Source organism: Paenibacillus sp. 481 (assembly GCF_021223605.1).
In the GTDB taxonomy this organism is placed as follows: domain Bacteria; phylum Bacillota; class Bacilli; order Paenibacillales; family Paenibacillaceae; genus Paenibacillus_B.
In genome coordinates, this window is sequence record NZ_CP075175.1 from 4,469,953 (window position 1) to 4,488,865 (window position 18,913).

Genomic DNA, 18,913 nt, shown 5'->3' on the forward strand with positions numbered 1-18,913 from the left:
TATAGCAACGGCCCCATTCATGATGATTTCGTTCACTAGTGGCGTCGCTGAAATGGAGTACAGAATAAGTCAGGAGGGAATGTAAATGCGTCAAAAATGGATGATGATGCTCGTATTTGTGCTCGTTGCTTCCTTATTTTCGGCATGTAGTGGGGGAGGCTCGACAGGTGGATCAGGAAAAGACAGTGCGTCGGGATCAGCTGATAAAGGGAAAGAGGTAGCAACGGTCAAGTTGTCCTTGTGGCACAATTTTACGGGGGACGATCTGCGTGCGAAGACGATGAGGGAAGTGATTGAGCAATTTAAACAACAGCATGCCAACATTGAGTTGGACGTGCAAGCTATTCCGCCAGATGGCTATCGTACACGTTTAAAAACGGTAGCAGCAGCTAATGAGATGCCTGACGTATTTTTGATGTGGCCAGGCACGATGACGCGCGAATTTCATAGTGGCAAGCTGCTACAGCCAATTAATGAGCTGCTGAATAGTCAGCAGACATGGAAAGATGGTTTTTTACCAGGGTCATTTGATGACTATACGGTGGACGGCAACATTTATAGTGCGCCAATGGGGTATACACCAACGTCCATTTTGTATTACAACAAAACCATTTTGGAGACACACGGTGTTGCTGTACCAAAGACGTGGGACGAATTGCTGACTGCCGTTCAGACATTGAAGTCAAAAAATATTACGCCGATTGCGCTGGGTAACAAGGCGGCATGGTTAGCGCAATCCAGCATTATTAGCTCCTTGGCTGATCGAGTAACAGGCACGGATTGGTTCGTTAAAGCAGCGAAGCAAGATGGAGCGAAATTTACAGATCCGCAATTCGTGCGTGCGTTGGAGTTGTTACAAGGATTACAGCAGGCAGGAGCGTTCCAAGAAGGCTTTAACAGCATTGACAACACACAAATGGAAATGATGTTTGCGCAAGGCCAAGCTGCGATGATGATCGATGGCGGTTGGGCGCTTACGAATTTGACGGCGAATGCTACGGCAGAAACGTTGAAGCAGATGGGGGCAACTGTACTGCCTGTTGTGCCAGCAGGTAAAGGGGACGCGAATTCCACTTCTGGTGTTGTGGGTGTGGGGCTAGGTTTAAGCAGTAAGGTAGAAGGGGCAAAGAAAGAGGCGGCCTACAAGCTCATTTATGCGATGAGTGGTCCTGAAGCCCAAAAGAAAACACTCGAATCGAATCAATTAATTAGCTACAAAGTAGAGCTGGATACAACGAAAGTGTCGCCGTTATTTGCAGAGCTGTATCGACTCGTAAATGAGGTAAAGCGAACACCTGTATATGATGCCATGCTGACGAGCGAAGGAACGGATGCCGTGAATAACGGGATACAGGAGTTGCTAATGGGTGGAAACCCACAAGATATTGCGCAAAAAATACAAAATGCACAGGCGAAAGCGCTCGGAAAATAATACGCCTCATGCAAGTTCCATGAATGTTCCGAGAAAGGAGAGCTCTTATGCGTAGTTGGTCCCATCAACGTTCCTTTATTGCGATATCATTGACACCCGCTCTCTTGTTGTATGTTCTATTTGTAATCGTGCCGATCTTTTGGTCGGCATACTACGGATTTTTTGATTGGAAAGGGCTGGGCGAAGCACGCTTTATCGGTCTGGACAATTTCGTGGAGGCGTTGACAGACCCGGTGTTCTGGCTGTCGTTTAAAAATAATATGATTGTCGTTGCGGCATCCGTATTCGGCCAAGTGCCGATTGCGCTCTTGCTTGCGCTACTGTTGAAGCGGGGAACATGGTTTCAACGGTTCATTCGCTCCGCAGTCTTTATGCCGATGGTGCTTTCATCGGTCGTAATCGGCATCATCTGGTCGAACATTTATCACCCACAAACAGGCTTGCTTAATGCTCTCTTGACCGCAGTCGGTTTGGAAGAGTGGAAGCATGCGTGGCTATCAGATCCGAGCATTGCGATGTGGATGATCGCGATACCGCTCATTTGGAACTATATTGGTCCGTATTTAATTATGTTTCTCGCAGCATTGCATAGCATTCCATCCGAACTAGACGATGCTGCCCAGCTAGACGGTGCAGTCGGCTTGCGCAAGCTCGTCCAGATCACACTCCCATTAATTTGGGATACGCTTAAAGTAGCCATTGTGCTGTGTATTTCAGGCAGCTTAAAGGCGTTTGACTTGATTTATGTGATGACAAATGGCGGACCAGCGCATGCGACGGAGCTGCTTGCATCCTATATGTACAACAGCACATTTACCGTTTATCGGTTTGGCTACGGAAGTGCAGTTTCCACTTTAATCGTAATCATCAGCTTACTTATGGTAGCGGGTTCTCAGCGGTTAATGCGCAAAGAAACTCATTAAGACGATTAGCCTAATCAGAAGGAGGCGACTTATCATGAAGCCATTAGCCGCTATGACGTTCATCGTAACAGGAGAGACAGGCAGCAGTACTCGAAAATGGAACATGAAGCAAATGCTCGTCTCTTCAAGCTTAGGGATTTACGCGCTTGTGACATTGTATCCACTCATGTGGTTGTTCATGAGTGCGCTAAAGACGAATGCGGAGTTCTACGCCTCTCCTTTTGGTCTGCCTGCGACGTGGCAATGGTCCAATTTTGCTCGTGCGTGGGAAGTGTCGGGTATGGGAACAGCCATGGTCAATTCACTCATCGTGACGTCAACGGCGCTGGTACTAACGTTATTGTTAGGTGCGTTGGCCGCCTATGTCTTAGCGCGGTTTTCGTTTCGCGGCCGTTCTATTATTCATCTGTTGTTCGTACTAGGGATGCTGATTCCGATTCATAGCACGCTTGTCCCTTTGTTTATTATGATGAGCAAAATGGGGATGTTGAACACATATGCGGCGCTCATCTTGCCCTATACGGCGTTTGAGTTGCCAATCGCGGTATTTGTCGTTGCTGCATATTTGGCGAACATTCCGAAGGAAATGGAAGAAGCAGCACTCGTCGATGGAAGTAATTATTACGGCATCTTCTACCGTATCATGCTTCCCGTAGCGCTTCCAGCCTTGGCAACCGTCGCAATCTTAGGCTTTTTACGGTTCTGGAACGACTTTGCTTTCGCGCTAGTATTTATAAATAGCCCAGCTTTGAAGACGCTGCCACTTAGTTTATCGGTCTTTGCTACAGGCTACGCGACCGACTATAAACTTACGATGGCTGCACTGTCATTGGCGGCACTGCCGACAATCGTGATTTACATTTTATTTCAAGAGCAAGTAATGAAAGGGATGGCGGCTGGCGCAGTAAAGGGTTAAGGTGTGTATGTTACCGGACGGATGAGCTTCTTAGAAGGAATGGACAATGGGAGGACAATTGTCCGTCCGGATCTGCAGATGCAACTGGTTTCATTTTCGAGTGTGGTTAGAGGTTATGTGGAAAATTAACCAGAAAAATAACTTGATACGTGCTTCGGCGTAGTTGCACCCAATGCAGCTGCGACAGATTGTCGCAAATGAATGCTACATGGCAAGACAATGCGTCGAACAGCGCGATTGCGGTCACGAATACGTTCGAGCAGTAGTTGTATACCCAGTTCGCCAAATTGGTAGGCAGGCTGGGAAGCGACGGTGAAGAACGGATTTGCTTCTTCTAAACGACCGAAGTCATCAAAACATGCGATAGACAAGTCATCAGGTACGCGCAACCCTAGATCACGCACGGTTTGCAATACCGATAAGGCAAGCATGTTATTTGCCGCAAAAATAGCGGTTGGACGCTCGGAGCCATTGCTGTTTAGCCATCCATCTTTGAATATGAATCTGCCATGTTGTGATGGATAACTGCTCATCATCACAAGCGACTCATCATAGGGAATGTCGGCTAGCTTTAAGGCGTCCATATACCCAGCATGGCGCTCTCGTGAAGTTGAAATGTCCACCTGACCAATTATGATTGCAATTCGTCGATGACCACGTTGAATCATCTCCGTAACAAGTTTACGTGCTCCTTCGCGACTGTCGCCAAGCACGGCATCACTTTCGATGCCAGTCACTTCACGATCTAACAGTACGAAAGGAACATTTTTACGTTGGAGCCACTCCAAATGTTGAAGTGAGCGGTCGCTGCTCGGTGCAAACAATACACCGTCAACACGCATGGACAAAATCATTTCGACGTAGTCCCGCTCTTTGTCAATACTTTCATCACTATTACCAAACATAAGTCGATAGCCTTGCCGCATGGCGGCATCTTCAGCTCCACGTGCCATCGTTGTGAAAAAGGGATTTGCAATGTCTGAGATGAGAAGGGACAATACTTTCGATTCTTGTGTGACGAGACATCGCGCCACCGAGTTCGGGATGTACTGCATTTCCTCCATTACTTTCTTGACCTTTGCTCGTGTCTTTTCACTTACACGACCTGTGTTGTTGATGACACGCGACACAGTCATAGCTGATACATTCGCTCGCTTGGCAATATCATAAATCGTAGCCATAGTCATTACTCCTACTATTTAATAGTCGATGCGAACACTAGAAAGTTATACCGATTTCATTTTAGTTTAGCAGAATTGTCCAAAAATAGAAACATAAATTTGCAGACGAGGTAAATTTAATTTAAAAGTGACGTTAGTTTAGAGTCTTTCCATATTGTGCTTAGCTAACAATTCTTTTGCAATTACATGCGAATGGTTCGTTCCGTGTTAGAAATGGTCTAGTTGCTCGGCTTGAAATGAACGCCATCGAGGAAGTAAATGATTAAGTGATAGAGCCAAGTGCTCAATGTAGCTAATGCAGATCATGCAGATCATGTAGTTCAGTAGCCAAAGTAGACAAAGTAGCCGAAGTTGCTAAAGTAACTCATGTAGCCATATAGCTCTGTAAACGATTAGTAAGCAAGCAAGTAACTGGGCAGCCAAGCGGCGGCCGTTGCACGATCCGGCCGCTTCCGCTTGTGGTAGGGGTTCATAGGTGAGTTACATGCATACATAATATGCGCGCAATGCGCACCAATAAAGCTTTACAGTTGTGCCATAAACGATTCGAGTTCATCATCAGTCGGCATGCCACTTTGCGCGCCGAACTTGGTTACGGATAGAGCACCAGCGGCAACAGCCCATGATATGGCTTCTTGAAGGGCAAAGCCTTGGGCTAGCTTTACTGCTAACGCACCGTTAAACGTATCTCCAGCGCCAGTCGTATCGACGGCTTGGACAGAATGGCTCGCCGTACGCTGTACACTACCAGTGGAGTCTGTCCAGTAGGCTCCTTCAGCACCTTTCGTCATTACGACTCGACCAGGTAGATGTTGTAGCAGCGCAGCTTTAACATCTGCTTCTACTACATCTGGCGACGCTGATCCTACTGTATGTACGGAAGCAGGGTTGCCTAGCAAGATAGCTAACTCATGCTCGTTCGGAGTTACATACGACACTTTGTCCAGTAAGGACGCTGGTAATTTCACGGCAGGCGCAGGATTCAAAATAATGAGCTTGCCCGCGTCATATGCCAGTTCAACCGCCGCCTCTACCGTCGGTAGCGGAGTTTCAAGTTGAAGCAGCACAAGATCTGATTGACGGATGATGTCCGCGTGCTCTTGTACTTGTGCAGCGCTCACTTTACCGTTAGCACCAGGCACGACGATAATGCGATTATCGTTGTCGGCGACCACAATCGTGGCTGTTCCCGAAGCGACATCATCTCGGACTGCGATCAGCTCGGTATGTACACCTTCCTGTTTTAAGTTATTAACCATAATTTCGCCGAACGCATCGTTGCCAACGGCTCCGATAAAGGTAACATTTGCGCCGAGTCTCGCACAGGCGACGGCTTGATTTGCCCCTTTACCGCCGCACAAGGTAGCGAATTGTTCGCCGTGAACCGTTTCACCGCCATCCGGCATCTTGTTTGTAACGGTAACCAGGTCCATATTTATACTACCGATAACCGTAATGTTCGGACGGCTAAGTCTGTTGATTAAGCTCATGGTGTCATTCCTTTCAAATCATACGCAGAGTAATGAAAAAGGCTAATAAACGCATAAACGCGCACCCGAATTAAAGCAGATGCGCGTTTACTGTGTCATGGAATCGGATTGTGTTAGCGCTCAACGAGCGTCACGGTGCTTGACGTCGTTCAGGTTAAGGATGCTGGTTCACTTTCACTGCATCCTTAACCTGCTTTCCGTCTATTGTAACATCGTATGAGATCGATTCCAAATAGTGCAATTGTTTTTTGTCATAAGAAGGTTCTTTTTTGATAATTTGGTCTTTGTATATAAAATAAGGATCGAACTGCATCGCAATTTCGCCATCTTGCAGCGTAAGTGTTAACAATCCTGTATCAGCCTTATCGTTGCGCACGTAATCAGGGAACAAAAAGTTACCGATCGAATACGCGATAGGCTTTCCTTTGTAATACTCGAACCCTTGCAACACGTGAACATGGCTGCTGACAATAGCGTCCGCGCCCGCATCAATGATTTCGCGAGCGTAAGTACGCTGCCACGGTTCAGGTCGGTTTTTTTTCTCCACGCCCCAGTGCATATAAACAAGCAAATAATCACAGTCTTTGCGCTCACGCTCGATAACGGGTAATACACTTGATTTGTTGTACGCCTCCGCAATACCTGGGTGATCTGGACCAGCAAACCAATACGTCTGCGGAATAAAGCGGGAAAAGGCAAGAAATTTAATTTTTTTACCTTTTAGCGTGACTTCATGCGCTCGATACGCTTCTTCTGCATTTTTGCCGCCACCAACATACGGTAGTTGATAATCTTGCAAATGATTGAGCGTATCTAGAAACCCTTTTTGTTTAAAATCAAGGGCATGATTGTTGGCGATAGTGACCAAGTCAAAACCAGCGTTCTTAATTCCTTTTAATGAAATCGGATCGGATTTAAAATTGTAAAGTTGATTCGGGTCTTTTTGATCATGGGTTGTGACGGCCGTTTCCAAATTGACAACTGCATAATCCGCTTTCGTTACAGCTGGAGCAACGTATTTGAAAGGGTAATCAGGCCCTTTGCTACGAATCGTCTCTTTTACAGACCAATCCATTAAGGCGTCGCCAGCAAAAATAATGTTGATAGGCTCGTGCGTAATAGGGTGCGTATCGTTGCTATCAGTTGGATTATCGTTGGGAACGTTGTTGGATTCTCCTTGTTGTTGATCGCGGTGCGGTTGCTCAGAGGAGTGCTGTTGTTTGTTTGGTGCAGGCGGTTGAGCATGGCTGTTTTCATTCCAGAACATTTGCTTAAAGGTCCCAGTCGTAAAAAATAAAACGGCGGCAGCGCACACACCAAGTGCCAGAATCCTATTCAGCCATCGAAGCTTGGACGTTCGCTTGCGCTTCTCCTTTTGTCTTAAACGTTGATGCCGTTGTGAACGGCTCTCTTTAAAGTTGCTCAAACAATAGACCCCCTGCGACTTGAGAATTACAAATCATCATAACATAACCATTATATTTCACATGTTTTGGGTAAAAGTTGCAACTTCATTGCAAAAAAATATCAAAAATGTTACATCGAACGTGGTTAGCTAGTTTCTTTTTTTACAGAGATATGGTAAAATCAATGTACTTACATTTTGTAAGTTTATCAAGGAGGGGTGAACGGATGGAACAAAACCATACGAGTATGTGCCCACGATTCGAGGCAGCGTTCTGTGTTTTGGGAAAAAGGTGGAACGGTCTGCTAATTAAAGTGCTGCTAAGCGGCCCTAAACGGTTCAAGGACATTTCCGCTCTCATTCCTACAATGAGCGACAAAATGTTGAGCGAACGGATGAAAGACTTAGAATCGATAGGAATCGTTGTGCGTAACGTTTATCCAGAAACGCCGGTCCGAATTGAGTACGCACTCACGGATAAAGGACGCGCATTGGAGCCAGTCATGAAATCCATTTCTGACTGGGCAGAAGCTTGGGTGGAAGATACAAGCGATTGCTTTATTGCTGAAACTAGCGAACAGGAAGCTAAATCATAGCAGTCACAGAGAATCATACTATTTATTAAGTGCTGGGATACCGGGATCGTCCGGATAGCCCGGCATTTTTTAATGTTGGTTCATAAATGGATTGGAACCTTTCTAGCGAAAATTCGTATGGCTATTTTAGCCAGATACAAATGGCGTTTGATTGGAAGGGGGCCAGAAATGAAGCAGACGAATTGGGTGGGGGAAAATGTATGCTTACGTTATGCGGAGTGGGAGCAAAGCACAGGGGAAATTAGTCGGATCATCGACACATGGACGGTGGCGGCTTCCTATTCGTTTATATGCAAGCTCGTTGATGCAACCGTAATCGCTAATCGGCTATGGGAGCATACGTCTAATGAAAGTGAAGGCAGCACAAAGTCGACGATATATGTCCGGCCATGGTCAGGAGAGGTCGTGTCTGAATATAGAGCGGCGATTGAGCACACGTTGTTTCACGGTGCTTGTGACGTGGCTGAGCCGTTTGAAGTGGAGTGGCAAATGTGGCAGCGTGATACGGGACAGTTTGCATGTAGTATCAAATCAAAGCCGCCTCATTCCTTAGATGTAGCATCCTTGTTGCTCGACCATTATAGTGAAGTAGACGGGATCAGTGTAGACATTTTGTACACCGTACTAGACGCTGATCGGAACAAACTCCTATTGTTTGTGCAAATGCATGAGCAGTAAGCAGTAAGCGGTAATTAGCAATTGATCTTTTACATATAACATGTCGAGGGGAGAACAGCGATGAAGGAGGAAATGGTGCAAGTGGACCCGTTGAACAATGATGGCCAGAACTTGCAAATGGTTACACAGTGGTATGCGCATGAAGTGGAGCAAACAGGTCTGAATCGAGTGCAAGCATCGACAACAGATGTCCCATTGCCAAGGAAAAAGTTAGCGTATGCATTGATGACTTGCATGCCCATTGTGTTAGCGACAACAGCCTGCGCGGACGAAGAAGTTAAAATGACGGATCAAGAAGAATGTGTCTACGTGGAAAAGAAGTACGAGGTAGAATTGGACTGTGACGATCCTGACAACGATTCTTATTATAAGTCTTACAAAAAAAAGAAATCATCGTCTTACAGTGGTTTTGGAAGTAGCGGTTACTCAAGCGGAGGTTAGGACATGAGGCGTACGTTTCGGATGCCATTTACAGCGGCGCAAGCGTTTCAAGGGGAGCGTCTGCGCACCGTGCCGTACGTGCGCATGCACGGCAAACCGTATTGCTTGACGACAGCTGTAGGCTATACAGAAGAAGAACTGGCAGCACTACGCACAGCTGCCGAACAGATGCATCGCGTCTTCGTTAAAGCGCTGCGCTTCGTGCAGACAGAGCTGCCTGACGTGTCCCTCGTCAACCAATTGGGTATCCATCCGAGTCTTGTTGAGGCAGCCCGTCGGCAATGTCCCCATACGGGCATTGCACGCCAAGACTGGATACTTGGCCCAGAGGGTTGGAAGTGCATCGAGAATAATGCGGATACGCCTACAGGCATACCGGAGGCTGCGTATTTGTCAGGCTCCTTGCTTGCGGAGCTGGAGCAGGAGCAGGGGCAGAGGCAGAGGCTGGAGCTGGAGGAAACAAGGGATGCAGTAAGGGATACAGTAAAAGAGCTAGGAAGAAATCCCGGAAGAGATCCGGGAAGGGAGCCAGCAGCTACAGGCACTGGCTGCAAGCTGCACAATATTTCGGCCCCGCTTGCGGAACGGCTGCAAGCCGCGTTATGCGACTTGCTTCGCTGGTATGAGCAGCAAGGATTAGGGCGAAAAGTGGTGTTTAGTAGCTTCGGGGATCATAGCGAAGATCGCGCCAACACGCTCTTTTTAATGGAACTCGTACAGGCAGCGGGATGGGATGCTACCTATGTTCCATTGGAGCAAATGGAACTTCGACCTGAAGAGGGACTGTTCGCAAATGGTGAACGCGTCTACATATGGTATCGTCTCTATCCATTAGAGTATCTCATTCACGATCAGTCGCCATCAGGCTTTCCTGTAGGGGAGCATCTTATGCGACTCGTAGCTGAAGGGAAGCTAGGCTTGCTTAACCCGTCGCAATCGATCATTTTGCAGAGTAAAGCGCTTATGGCACTTATCTGGACCTTAGTAGAGCATCAATCGGAATGGTCAGACTGGTTAACGGACGAGCACGTCTTTGACGAACAGGATGTCTGTGCGATCCGCACCTACTTGCCACCCACGTATACGACACCAGAGCCGTTTATTCGGCAGCGTATTCCGTATGTAGCGAAGGGATTGTGGGGGCGGGAAGGGAAAGGGACGACTAGGTATGATGAGCATGGTCAAGCGATAAAGGATGAAGACCGTGATTCCGAACAGGCAAATGTACAGCAGGAGCAGAGGGAAATACTGCACTATTATGAGAACCAGTCCAAAGTTTATCAACAGCTCATTCCGATGGAGCGAGTTCAGCTCGACACGGAGGATGGGCAGCTAGAAGGATATTTGTTAACAGGCGTCTATGTGCCGAACGGAACGTTTGGTGGCGTATTGCCGCGAGTTGGTGGGCTTGTTACGGGTGACTTGGCCAGTTATGCGCCAGGATGGCTTTATACATCACACAATTGATACTTTATGAAGATGGAGGGAATATTTTGTTATGAGTACCTTTTTATCCGAGCTTGGGAATGTTGGAATCGGCTTACTCCTAATTGCGCTCATTATGGCAGCAGGCGCATTCGTATTTAGCAAACTTACGCGGTTCAACGATCGTGATGAAATTATGAAAGGCAATGAGGCTGCTGGCATCTACATGGGCAGTAAGTTGCTCGGTTTAGCGATCATCGTAGCGATGGTATCTTTAAATACGAGTTCGTGGGTATTGATGCTTGCATGGTCGGCTGTGGGCATCGTTATTTTGTGCATCGTCTATTTCATTGTTGATATCTGTTTACCGCAGTTTCGTGTATGTGATGAAATTGCAAAAGGCAATAAAGCCGTTGCCCATCTGCTGCGCGGTATTATTATCGGGGTATCTATCGTCATCGGAACGATGCTTATTTAACGGTACTGGCTTCATTTAGCCGTTGTCTTCCTACTCACAACACTTTATAATTAAGCGGAAACAGATACGGTGCTGTTAACAGACTAAGAAAGACGGGAGAATGACATGACCATTCACATCATTACGGACGGAAGCTCCGATTTAACTTCTGAGATCACACAACAGTTCGGAATTAACGTTGTTCCTCTCCATGTTCGGTTTGGAGATGAACTACATACTTCTGAAATGGACGGAGCAGAGTTCTATAAGCGCATGCGAGAGGAAGAAGAATTGCCAAAGACAGCTAGTCCATCACCAGGGGCATTCCTTGAACTATATAAATCGCTAAGTGCAGATCGTGACATTCTCGTGCTATGCATTACTCCTGAACTTAGTAGTACGTATAATCATGCTCTAATGGCCAAAGAGATGTATGAAGAAGAAGGACATCCGAACCGGGTCGAAGTGTTGGATTCGAAGACAACCTCATTAGGACTTGGGTTGCTTGCAGTACGTGCTGCTGAACTAGCTCAGACAGGTGAGACTTTGCAATCCGTGAGTCAGAAGATGCAGCAATACGCAAAAGAGACTCGGACCTATTTTACGGTGGATACGTTGGAGAACGTCATTAAAGGTGGGCGCTTAAGCCGCCTCAAAGGGACGGTTGCTTCTATGCTTAACATTAAGCTCGTGATGGAAGCGAACGAGGATGGTGCCGTTGAGGTATTGGAAAAAGTGCGCGGTACGCAAAAAGCGCTGCGTCGCTTAATTGACAAAGTGGGTGAAGCTTGGCATAGCACAGACAAAGATTGGGTTGCATTTGCTCATTCCAACTGTGAGGAGCGTGCCCGTACGTTTATGGAATCCTTATTGGCGAAGTATCCATTTAAACGTGTGCTATTTGTCAATATCGGACCGGTTATCGGTACGTATTCGGGTGAAGGCTGTGTACTCGTTACTTATCAGACTACATTAGAGCGATCTCATACTTAAATTACAGTGTTACTTTGACGTTAACATATAAGGCTGTCCCCATGCTTAAGTGTAGTTCAGAGCGGGGACAGCCTTTTGCGTTTAGCTTTGTTTGCTATACGTTGGATAAGGCCATTACATATGAATACCTGTATTTGCCTTCACTAACACTTCATCAAACTTCTCATCCACATCCGTTTTGCGTGTGGACAGCATGGTTCCCAACCAAGCGCCCAAGAAACCTAGCGGAATGGAAATGATACCTGGATTCGTTAAATCGATTAGAGGATCGCCCACGAAAATGGCTTTGCCATTCGGATCCCACACACTTGGACTAATCGCGACCAGCAATATAGCCGACAGTAATCCTGTGAGCATCCCACTAATGGCGCCGATCGTATTAAAGCGCCGCCAAATGACGGTAAACAAAATGACAGGCAAATTCGCACTCGCGGCTACAGCGAAAGCTAAGCCAACTAGAAAAGCAACATTCAAATTAGAAGCTAGCAGTGCGAGCACGATGGATAACAGCGAGACGCCTACGGAAGCCCAGCGTGCTGCCGTCATTTGCTCTTTCTCACTTGCTTTTCCTTTGCGCAAGATGTGATTGTAAAAGTCATGGGCAAAGGCAGATGCTGCCGACAAGACAAGGCCGGTCACTACTGCCAAAATGGTGGCAAAAGCGACAGCAGAAATCAGCGCAAAGAAGAAGTCGCCTCCTAAAGCTTGAGCAAGTAGCGGCGCAGCCATATTGCCGCCTTTGTCTTGTGCCAAGATCGCTTCACTACCCACGAATGCAGCTGCACCAAAGCCTAAGAAAATCGTCATAATATAAAATAGGCCGATGATCCATGTTGCATAGACGACAGAAGAGCGTGCGGTCGGCGCATCTTTAACTGTAAAGAAGCGAATCAGGATGTGGGGTAAGCCGGCTGTACCTAGAACAAGGCCTAAATTAAGCGAAAGTGTATCAAGTGAATTCGTATACTTATTGCCTGGATTTAAAAAGGAATCGCCGAGCGGTGTGGCGGTCTTCATCTGCTCAAACATGCCCGTTAAGCTAAAGTTGAACTTGGAGAAGACGATGATAGATAATAACAAGGTGCCACCCATCAGTAAAATGGCCTTAATGATTTGAACCCAAGAAGTAGCATGCATACCACCAAATACGACATACAGAGTCATGAGGAAACCTACGATGATGACGGACCAGACATAGTCAATCCCGAGCAGCAACTTAATAAGGGCGCCAGCTCCAACCAATTGGGCGATCATGTAGAACGTGGAGATCGTGACTGTGTTGAGAGCGGCGATACCGCGCACCTTATTGTTATTAAAGCGTGCGGCAATCATATCGGCAAGCGTGTATTTTCCTAAATTGCGTAGTGGTTCTGCGACCAAGTAGAGTACGACTAAGTAGGCGACTAAGAAGCCGATCGAGTAGAAGAAACCGTCAAAGCCGACGATGGCGATTGAACCCGCGATACCAAGAAAGGAGGCGGCAGACATATAGTCTCCAGCAATAGCGAGACCATTTTGCCAGCCTTTTAAGTCACCGCCGGCCGTATAGAAATCAGACGCTGAATTGGTTTTTCTGGATGCAATATACGTAATGATCATCGTTAAGAACACAATAAAACAAAACAATGAAAAAGCAGTCGTATTCATCCGCGCCCCCCTCCCCATTCCCGATTAAGCTGCTGCACCATTTTATCAAATTTAGCAGCTCGTCTTGCATAGATGATACATAACGCCCAAGTCATAGCGAATTGTGCAAACGCAAACACCCAAGCCCAGGAAATGGAGCCTATTGCCGGTTCATTTAAGATCGTGCTGTATGCAGTCAGGATAGGCAACGTGAAGTAAAAGGCGAAGAAGAATAGGGTTAGGGGAACAATAAATCGTTTTTTACTGTTCATTAATGCTTTAAATGGAGCTGATTTTGCCATTGCGGCATAATTGACTTCGTTTCGCTTCATTATTCGACCTCCGTTTCAAATGGTTACAGATGACCGATACACGACATTGAAACCGTTTAACATGAAAAGAATTTGATAATAAGAAAACGCTTCCACCCCCTGAATCTGATTATAAGAGACTGTTCACAATATCGTCAAATATTTCTTTAAGAGGACGGTTTTGGAGGCGCTGTTTGAAGCTTTATTCCTTTATGCTATGATGGTTATCGGGAAACAGACAACAGCAAGATGAGTAGTTATTGGATGGAGGAAAACCAATATGTATCGAATAATGATTGTTGAAGATGACGATAAAATTGCTTCCATATTGCAATCTTCGTTAACAAAATACGGCTATGACGTCACAAGGGCGACTCAATTCACCGCCTTAAAAGAAGAACTGCTGCAAATTAATCCCGATCTCGTATTGCTTGATATTCATTTGCCTGCTTATGACGGGTTTTATTGGTGCCGTCAATTCCGGATGGTGACGAATGCACCGATTATTTTCGTGTCTGCGCGCACTGGAGAGATGGATCAAGTGATGGCGATTGAAAATGGTGGGGATGACTATATAACGAAGCCTTTTCATCTCGATGTATTATTAGCAAAAGTGAAGGGCGTACTGCGCCGTACGTATGGGGAATATGCGGGCAGCAGCGGGAATAGCGGTGAGGAAGTAAATGTGTTCGGACTTATTTTGCATCGTACAAAAAATACGTTGGAATGGCAGGAGCAGCGTGTGGATCTAACGAAAAATGAAGCGTTGCTGTTATGTTGTCTACTCGAACGAATTAGTCATGTAGTCTCTAGAGAAACGCTGTTAGAAACGCTGTGGGATGATGTTGACTTTGTTGATGATAATACGCTAACTGTAAACGTTACGCGTGTACGTAAGAAGATGGAGGAAATCGGCATTAGCAAGGCGATTGAAACGGTGCGTGGGCAAGGTTACCGCTTGCAGGCTACTTGGGTTGAAGATGGGGGACCAGCATGACGTTTTGGCAATATTGTAGAGACCGATTACGCATTATCGCAGCTTGCTTAGTTGCCGTATTTATCTCACTTGTCGTCGTTTGGTTGGACTTAGGAATAGGGCAAAGATACATACGTAGCGACAGCTTGATTTACATTTTTATATTGGCGACCTGTGTGATTGTGCTCGGTTTATTATATGATTATAAGAAGATGAGACCGTGGTATGTAGAGATGAATCATGCATCAGCTAGCTTGAGCGAAAGTGAATTCACCCTTTGTTTGCAACATCCTGCAACAAAGGAGCAACAGCAAATTCATGAACTCATCACGCGCCAATATCAAGCGTTTACGAACGATTTGATCGTGATGCGCCAGCAAAGGGAGCAGCATGTTCATTTTACGAATCAATGGGTCCACCATATGAAGACGCCTGTGTCCGTTATTCATTTGCTGACGCAGCAGCACGCGGGTCCCATGACCCACGAGCAGGCGGAGCAGCTCATGCACAGTATCGCTGAAGAGGCAGATCGGCTAACACGCGGACTCGACATGATGCTGCACACGGCACGTCTAGACAAATTTGAACTTGATTTGCACGTGTCGAGGTTGAACTTGCAGCAAATGATCCGTCAAGTTATTAACCAGAACAGGAAGGCACTCATTCGGTACCACATTTACCCTAAGGTGAGTGGTGCGGACGTATTTGTAGAGAGTGACGAGAAATGGCTCGTCTTTATTTTGACGCAGTTAGTGACCAACGCTATTAAGTATTCGAAGCATCTACCGGGCACCAAAACTTTGCAATTCCAAATTGAAGTGGACGAAAATGCGATACTGCTCCATGTCAACGATGAGGGTATAGGCATTGCTGAGCATGATTTGCCGCGTGTGTTCGATCCGTTCTTTACGGGTGAAAATGGACGACGTGAAGGCGATGCGACAGGAATGGGGCTATATCTAGTTAAAAAAGTAACGGCCAATTTGGGGCATACGATTTCGATCCGTTCGAAGGTAAACGAAGGAACGAGTGTGACGCTTCGTTTTGCTGGCGACAGCTTGTATCGCAATCTGATGTAGCTATATGGATGTTAAGCGCTCAATGACTAGCAGACGCTAGAGAGGAGCGCTTTTTCATATTCGCAACGAGTAGATGACAATTTTGTAAGTTTGTTGCCGCGCATTGAAAGCTAATTCAATGTTCGTAGGTTAACGGTAATGGTTATACTGTAAAATAACTGTAAAAGAATGAGGGGAGTGCTTTCAGCATGACCGTATTGAGAACGGAGCAATTGTCGAAGGTGTACGGTACGAGAGGGAAAATGATATACACGGCTTTAAAAGATATTAACTTACAAGTAGAAGAAGGGGAGTTTGTCGGCATTATGGGACCGTCAGGCAGTGGGAAAACGACGCTGCTTAACATGTTGGCGACCATTGACAAACCGACCTCCGGCAAAATATATGTGAACGGAACCGATCCCACGACCCTTCATAATCGTAACTTGGCGCAATTTCGCCGCCGCGAGTTAGGGTTTGTCTTTCAAGATTTCAATCTACTGGACACGTTAAGTGTGAAGGAGAACATTATTTTGCCGCTTGCCTTGGACGGAATTTCAGCCAAAGAAATTGAGCGTCGTCTGCAAGAGACAGCAAAGTGGCTTGGGATCGAGAGCATTTTAGACAAGCGAACGTATGAAATTTCGGGTGGACAGAAGCAGCGAACTGCCATTGCTCGCGCGGTCATTCATCAGCCCTCCTTGCTATTAGCTGATGAGTTGACGGGGAATTTAGATTCCAAGTCGGCTAAGGATGTGATGACGGCGTTAGAGGAGTTAAATGAAAAGCAGAATCGTACTATTTTAATGGTCACTCATGATCCATTTGCGGCTAGTTATTGCAGACGTATTTTGTTTATTAAAGATGGGCGCTTGTTCTCAGAAATTCGTCGTGGGGCGAACCGCCAAACGTTTTTCCAACATATTTTGGATTCGCTAAGCTTATTAGGAGGAAATTTCGATGACGTCCCGACAGCTCGCTATAAGTAATATTAAGGGCAGTTGGCACCGCTATAGCGCTTATTTTTTCAGTAGTGTATTTGCGGTCATGATCTTTTTCGTATATGCGGCTTTTATTTATCATCCTGACGTGATGAAGGGGAACATTTATGGAGGAAGTAGCGTACGTCAGCTGATGCTCTTATGTCAATGGCTCGTCATCATCTTTTCGTTCTTCTTTACTCTTTACTCCAGCGGCGCATTTTTAAAATCACGCCAAAAGGAGTTTGGCATGCTCACGCTGTTTGGCATGACGAAGTTTCAACTGCGAAAGCTCGTTTTTTATGAAAATATGATTATTTCATTGTTGTCGATTGTGGCCGGTATCGGCATCGGGACCCTACTGACTAAGCTATTCCTCATGACGGTTTCACGGATGTTAGGTCTCGCAGCGCCGATGCGGTTCTATATTGATATACAGGCCGTTATCATTACGGTTGTTGGCTATTTGTTACTATTTATGTGTATTACGTTATATTCGTTGCGTAAGGTAGGACGTGCACAAATTATTGACCTGATTCGGGCAGAGAAGGCACCGAGAAAGGTGCCTACGTTTTCATGGCTGCTCGTTATCTTAGCCGTTGTATCGCTGGTAGCAGGCTATTATTTAGCAGTGACAAGCACGATGGAATTGTTTATTGTTACAGCAATCCCTACCATTGGATTTACCGTGTTAGGCACGTATTTCCTCTTTACACAGCTAAGCGTATCCATTACGCGTATGATGCAAAACAATAAGCGTTTCTATTACTTCCGCACGAATATGTTAAACGTGTCGCAAGTCGCCTACAAGCTGCGTGACAATGCGCAAATGCTATTTAACATTTCGATTTTATGTGCAGTTGTGCTTACGGCAACAGCAACCGTCTATTCTTTAGACCAAGGTTTGCGGAAGTCGGTAAGTGAGCAGTATTTGTTTGTGTTTGTGATGAACGGGGGTAAAGAAGACGTCCCTCCGCTAAGTCCTAAAGTCGTCGAGGGATATGCAAATGAAGCAGGTCATGCAGTTACAGCGAGCCTGAAGTTGAAGTATGTTGATGGCGTCATAAAACCAGACAACAATCGTGTCAACATCATCAGTGTCGCAGATTATAATCGCTTGGCTGTTCATTTTGGTTACCCGACACGTTCCGTAGCAAGTGGTGAATCGTTTTTGGTATCGAGACCACATAATGAATCTATGATCTTTTTTCATGACCCATCACAATCCATCAAGCTTAGCCCCAACAAGTACGTGGTTTCCGTAAAAGGGCATACAGATACAATTCTTTATGTTAAGGACCAATTGGAACAGAAAGTAATCCCAAGTGATAGTCATAGCCGTGCAACCCTTGTCGTCACGGACCAGTTGGCTGCGCAATTATATGCAAGTGCTCATTCGAACTATGCTCGAATGATGTATTACATGGACTGGGAAGATTGGGAATACGCCATGCCTGTCATCAACAAAATAGAAAGCACTTTGTCTGAAGATAACGAATACAATGTGGCTAGCCGGACGGAAGCTTGGAATAGTGTAAAGCAGATCACTTCGCTAACGCTGTTTATCGGCTTGTTTATTAGCTTGCTCTTCTTCCTTGCGAGTGGAAGTGTTATTTATTTCAAATTGTTTACGGATTTACAAGACGATCAAGCGTACTTTAAATCACTGACACGCATCGGACTGTCGATTGAAGAAATACGTAAAGTGGTGACGTTTCAAGTCGGCCTCGTCTTTTTTGCGCCTTGCGTCGTGGGCAGTCTGCATACGATGTTTGCGATGAAGTCCTTGAGTAACTTACTGAATTCGAATGTGCTGGGGTACGCACTGACCGTCGTAGCGCTATTCGTCATCATGCAGACGATTTACTTCTTAGCGGCACGCCGTACGTATATGAAAAAGATTTTAGAAGTGGCGGACGTGTAATATATAAGGCTAGACGGCTGGTCTGACAACATTGCCTTTGTTTTGTTACGGGATTGATACTTTTTGGCTCTCTCTTTCGTGCATAATAGATTCATACATTT

Annotated in this window: 18 protein-coding genes; 13 read left to right on the forward strand and 5 right to left on the reverse strand. The window is 46.0% G+C overall.

All coding sequences use genetic code 11. The features are described from left to right. Positions 1-85: 85 nt before the first annotated feature. The 3 genes from KIK04_RS19580 to KIK04_RS19590 all read left to right on the forward strand — a co-directional run bounded on the left by KIK04_RS19580 (position 86) and on the right by KIK04_RS19590 (position 3,271). Positions 86-1,432 carry an extracellular solute-binding protein gene (locus tag KIK04_RS19580; protein WP_232275263.1) on the forward strand — a complete coding sequence of 449 codons (1,347 nt, stop codon included), beginning with the start codon at positions 86-88 and terminating at the stop codon, positions 1,430-1,432. Positions 1,433-1,479: 47 nt separating this feature from the next. Beyond that, the gene (locus KIK04_RS19585) at positions 1,480-2,355 is read left to right on the forward strand and encodes a carbohydrate ABC transporter permease (protein WP_232275264.1); all 876 of its coding nucleotides are present in this window, start codon (positions 1,480-1,482) and stop codon (positions 2,353-2,355) included. Between the two features lie 103 nt (positions 2,356-2,458). Then, positions 2,459-3,271 carry a carbohydrate ABC transporter permease gene (locus KIK04_RS19590; RefSeq protein WP_232278824.1) on the forward strand — a complete coding sequence of 271 codons (813 nt, stop codon included), beginning with the start codon at positions 2,459-2,461 and terminating at the stop codon, positions 3,269-3,271. Positions 3,272-3,396: 125 nt separating this feature from the next. Here KIK04_RS19590 and KIK04_RS19595 read toward each other — a convergent pair whose 3' ends face one another. The 3 genes from KIK04_RS19595 to KIK04_RS19605 all read right to left on the reverse strand — a co-directional run bounded on the left by KIK04_RS19595 (position 3,397) and on the right by KIK04_RS19605 (position 7,368). Further along, a complete protein-coding gene (locus KIK04_RS19595; protein ID WP_232275265.1) occupies positions 3,397-4,452 on the reverse strand; it encodes a LacI family DNA-binding transcriptional regulator in 1,056 nt (351 codons plus the stop codon). Positions 4,453-4,976: 524 nt separating this feature from the next. Beyond that, a complete protein-coding gene (gene rbsK / locus KIK04_RS19600; RefSeq protein ID WP_232275266.1) occupies positions 4,977-5,942 on the reverse strand; it encodes a ribokinase in 966 nt (321 codons plus the stop codon). A gap of 154 nt (positions 5,943-6,096) precedes the next feature. Next, positions 6,097-7,368, reverse strand: coding sequence for a CapA family protein (locus KIK04_RS19605; protein ID WP_232275267.1), 1,272 nt, complete (start codon positions 7,366-7,368; stop codon positions 6,097-6,099). Between the two features lie 206 nt (positions 7,369-7,574). Between KIK04_RS19605 and KIK04_RS19610 the strand changes: the two genes are divergently transcribed. From KIK04_RS19610 to KIK04_RS19635, 6 genes are all read left to right on the forward strand, one after another. Beyond that, entirely contained in the window at positions 7,575-7,943 is a 369-nt protein-coding gene (locus KIK04_RS19610; RefSeq protein WP_232275268.1) for a winged helix-turn-helix transcriptional regulator, read from the forward strand. A 168-nt stretch (positions 7,944-8,111) separates the two neighbouring features. Next, complete coding sequence (locus KIK04_RS19615; RefSeq protein WP_232275269.1) at positions 8,112-8,621, forward strand: hypothetical protein; 510 nt, start codon at positions 8,112-8,114, stop codon at positions 8,619-8,621. Positions 8,622-8,681: 60 nt separating this feature from the next. Next, the gene (locus KIK04_RS19620) at positions 8,682-9,062 is read left to right on the forward strand and encodes a hypothetical protein (RefSeq protein WP_232275270.1); all 381 of its coding nucleotides are present in this window, start codon (positions 8,682-8,684) and stop codon (positions 9,060-9,062) included. Between the two features lie 3 nt (positions 9,063-9,065). Beyond that, on the forward strand, positions 9,066-10,529 hold the full coding sequence (locus KIK04_RS19625) for a glutathionylspermidine synthase family protein (protein WP_232275271.1): 1,464 nt from the start codon (positions 9,066-9,068) through the stop codon (positions 10,527-10,529). A gap of 31 nt (positions 10,530-10,560) precedes the next feature. After that, complete coding sequence (locus KIK04_RS19630) at positions 10,561-10,965, forward strand: DUF350 domain-containing protein (protein ID WP_232275272.1); 405 nt, start codon at positions 10,561-10,563, stop codon at positions 10,963-10,965. Between the two features lie 105 nt (positions 10,966-11,070). Then, positions 11,071-11,937 (forward strand): DegV family protein, encoded by an 867-nt coding sequence (locus tag KIK04_RS19635; RefSeq protein WP_232275273.1) that lies wholly within the window; start codon positions 11,071-11,073, stop codon positions 11,935-11,937. Between the two features lie 114 nt (positions 11,938-12,051). On the opposite strand, the gene KIK04_RS19640 is transcribed toward KIK04_RS19635, so the two are convergent. Further along, complete coding sequence (locus KIK04_RS19640) at positions 12,052-13,584, reverse strand: solute symporter family protein (protein WP_232275274.1); 1,533 nt, start codon at positions 13,582-13,584, stop codon at positions 12,052-12,054. Continuing rightward, positions 13,581-13,895: a DUF485 domain-containing protein gene (locus KIK04_RS19645; RefSeq protein ID WP_232275275.1), complete on the reverse strand. Its 315-nt coding sequence runs from the start codon at positions 13,893-13,895 to the stop codon at positions 13,581-13,583. The genes KIK04_RS19640 and KIK04_RS19645 overlap by 4 nt, the downstream gene beginning before the upstream one ends. Before the next feature lie 259 nt (positions 13,896-14,154). Between KIK04_RS19645 and KIK04_RS19650 the strand changes: the two genes are divergently transcribed. From KIK04_RS19650 to KIK04_RS19665, 4 genes are all read left to right on the forward strand, one after another. Beyond that, positions 14,155-14,871, forward strand: a complete 717-nt coding sequence (locus KIK04_RS19650) for a response regulator transcription factor (protein WP_232275276.1) — start codon at positions 14,155-14,157, stop codon at positions 14,869-14,871. After that, positions 14,868-15,929: a sensor histidine kinase gene (locus KIK04_RS19655; protein ID WP_232275277.1), complete on the forward strand. Its 1,062-nt coding sequence runs from the start codon at positions 14,868-14,870 to the stop codon at positions 15,927-15,929. The genes KIK04_RS19650 and KIK04_RS19655 overlap by 4 nt, the downstream gene beginning before the upstream one ends. Positions 15,930-16,117: 188 nt before the next feature. Further along, positions 16,118-16,897, forward strand: a complete 780-nt coding sequence (locus KIK04_RS19660) for an ABC transporter ATP-binding protein (protein ID WP_232275278.1) — start codon at positions 16,118-16,120, stop codon at positions 16,895-16,897. Continuing rightward, positions 16,869-18,812 carry an ABC transporter permease gene (locus KIK04_RS19665; RefSeq protein ID WP_232275279.1) on the forward strand — a complete coding sequence of 648 codons (1,944 nt, stop codon included), beginning with the start codon at positions 16,869-16,871 and terminating at the stop codon, positions 18,810-18,812. The genes KIK04_RS19660 and KIK04_RS19665 overlap by 29 nt, the downstream gene beginning before the upstream one ends. Positions 18,813-18,913: the final 101 nt, after the last annotated feature.

What these genes read in the sequence shown, in the direction of transcription:
- KIK04_RS19610 (WP_232275268.1), top strand. Translation starts at nt 7,575, where the DNA reads ATGGAACAAAACCATACGAGTATGTGCCCACGATTCGAGGCAGCGTTC.
- KIK04_RS19635 (WP_232275273.1), top strand. Translation starts at nt 11,071, where the DNA reads ATGACCATTCACATCATTACGGACGGAAGCTCCGATTTAACTTCTGAG.
- rbsK (WP_232275266.1), bottom strand. Translation starts at nt 5,942, where the DNA reads ATGAGCTTAATCAACAGACTTAGCCGTCCGAACATTACGGTTATCGGT.
- KIK04_RS19640 (WP_232275274.1), bottom strand. Translation starts at nt 13,584, where the DNA reads ATGAATACGACTGCTTTTTCATTGTTTTGTTTTATTGTGTTCTTAACG.
- KIK04_RS19585 (WP_232275264.1), top strand. Translation starts at nt 1,480, where the DNA reads ATGCGTAGTTGGTCCCATCAACGTTCCTTTATTGCGATATCATTGACA.
- KIK04_RS19590 (WP_232278824.1), top strand. Translation starts at nt 2,459, where the DNA reads ATGAAGCAAATGCTCGTCTCTTCAAGCTTAGGGATTTACGCGCTTGTG.
- KIK04_RS19615 (WP_232275269.1), top strand. Translation starts at nt 8,112, where the DNA reads ATGAAGCAGACGAATTGGGTGGGGGAAAATGTATGCTTACGTTATGCG.
- KIK04_RS19660 (WP_232275278.1), top strand. Translation starts at nt 16,118, where the DNA reads ATGACCGTATTGAGAACGGAGCAATTGTCGAAGGTGTACGGTACGAGA.
- KIK04_RS19650 (WP_232275276.1), top strand. Translation starts at nt 14,155, where the DNA reads ATGTATCGAATAATGATTGTTGAAGATGACGATAAAATTGCTTCCATA.
- KIK04_RS19580 (WP_232275263.1), top strand. Translation starts at nt 86, where the DNA reads ATGCGTCAAAAATGGATGATGATGCTCGTATTTGTGCTCGTTGCTTCC.
- KIK04_RS19665 (WP_232275279.1), top strand. Translation starts at nt 16,869, where the DNA reads ATGACGTCCCGACAGCTCGCTATAAGTAATATTAAGGGCAGTTGGCAC.
- KIK04_RS19655 (WP_232275277.1), top strand. Translation starts at nt 14,868, where the DNA reads ATGACGTTTTGGCAATATTGTAGAGACCGATTACGCATTATCGCAGCT.
- KIK04_RS19645 (WP_232275275.1), bottom strand. Translation starts at nt 13,895, where the DNA reads ATGAAGCGAAACGAAGTCAATTATGCCGCAATGGCAAAATCAGCTCCA.
- KIK04_RS19625 (WP_232275271.1), top strand. Translation starts at nt 9,066, where the DNA reads ATGAGGCGTACGTTTCGGATGCCATTTACAGCGGCGCAAGCGTTTCAA.
- KIK04_RS19630 (WP_232275272.1), top strand. Translation starts at nt 10,561, where the DNA reads ATGAGTACCTTTTTATCCGAGCTTGGGAATGTTGGAATCGGCTTACTC.
- KIK04_RS19595 (WP_232275265.1), bottom strand. Translation starts at nt 4,452, where the DNA reads ATGGCTACGATTTATGATATTGCCAAGCGAGCGAATGTATCAGCTATG.
- KIK04_RS19620 (WP_232275270.1), top strand. Translation starts at nt 8,682, where the DNA reads ATGAAGGAGGAAATGGTGCAAGTGGACCCGTTGAACAATGATGGCCAG.